This is a genomic window from Daeguia caeni (assembly GCF_042653845.1).
In the GTDB taxonomy this organism is placed as follows: domain Bacteria; phylum Pseudomonadota; class Alphaproteobacteria; order Rhizobiales; family Rhizobiaceae; genus Brucella; species Brucella caeni.
Map to the genome: position 1 here is coordinate 1 of NZ_JBHSEL010000014.1, position 1069 is coordinate 1069.

Genomic DNA, 1069 nt, shown 5'->3' on the forward strand with positions numbered 1-1069 from the left:
GAGTCGTCGGACAGCTGGTTTGCCTATATCGCCACCATCGATGAGGGCGACGACTGGACCGACGAAAAGGTCTGGGTGAAGGCGAACCCCAGCCTCGGTGTCACCGTCAAGGTTGATGATCTCAAGCGCCAGATCGACGAGGCTAGGGAAATGCCGGCGCAGCAGAATGCGATCCGCCGGCTGCGCCTGAACGAATGGACCGAGCAGGTCACCCGCTGGCTCGACATGAGCGTGTGGGAGGAAGGCGGACTGCCAGCTGCCACCGACTGGCGCATCGTCAAACACGAGCTGGAGGAGCTGGAAGGCAAGCTTGCCGGTCGCGAATGCTATGGCGGGCTCGATCTTGCCCGCGTCAACGATCTGTCGGCCTTCGTGCTGGTCTTCCCGCCGACACTGGATGAAACGCTTGGAAAGCTTGCCGACAAATGGATCGTCACCTGCCGGTTCTGGATTCCCGAGGACGACATAGTCCGCCGTGTTCGCCGCGACCGCGTGCCCTATGACGTCTGGCGCGATCAGGGATTTTTGACCGCGACACCCGGCAATGCCACCGACTTTGCCTTCATCGAGGCCGAGATACTGGAGCTGGCCTCACGCCATGATCTGCGGGAGCTGTCCTATGATCGCACCTTTGCCGGCGAGATCGTCCAGCATTTGCAGGATGAAGGCTTGAACCTGGTGCAGTTCGGACAAGGGTTTTTGTCCATGGCGGCACCCACGGCGGAGCTGGAGCGGCTTTCGGTGTCACGCTCGCTCTGGCATGGCGGCCATCCCGTACTGCGATGGAACGCCTCCAATGTTGCCGTGCGCCATGATCCGGCCGGCAACATCAAGCCGGACAAGGAACGTTCCAGAGAGCGCATCGACGGCATTGTCGCCATCTGCAACGCGCTCGGGCGGGCGCTGGCCCGCGACGTCAATGCCGGCCGCTCGGTCTATGAGACCCGCGGCATCCTGATGCTGTAAAGAGCTGACGAAAGAACCCGATGGCATTCTGGTCGAACTGGTTCGGCGGCGCAAAACCGCCGGCCGCATCTCCGCGCGCGTCGTTCCGGGATGCGGGTGGCGG

Annotated in this window: 1 protein-coding gene; it reads left to right on the forward strand. The window is 62.6% G+C overall.

Annotation, left to right across the window (positions count from 1 at the left end; genetic code table 11):
• Window positions 1-966, forward strand: a 966-nt coding sequence (locus ACFO1V_RS01185) for a terminase TerL endonuclease subunit (protein WP_380075029.1), incomplete at its 5' end; no start/stop codon positions are given.
• Window positions 967-1069: the final 103 nt, after the last annotated feature.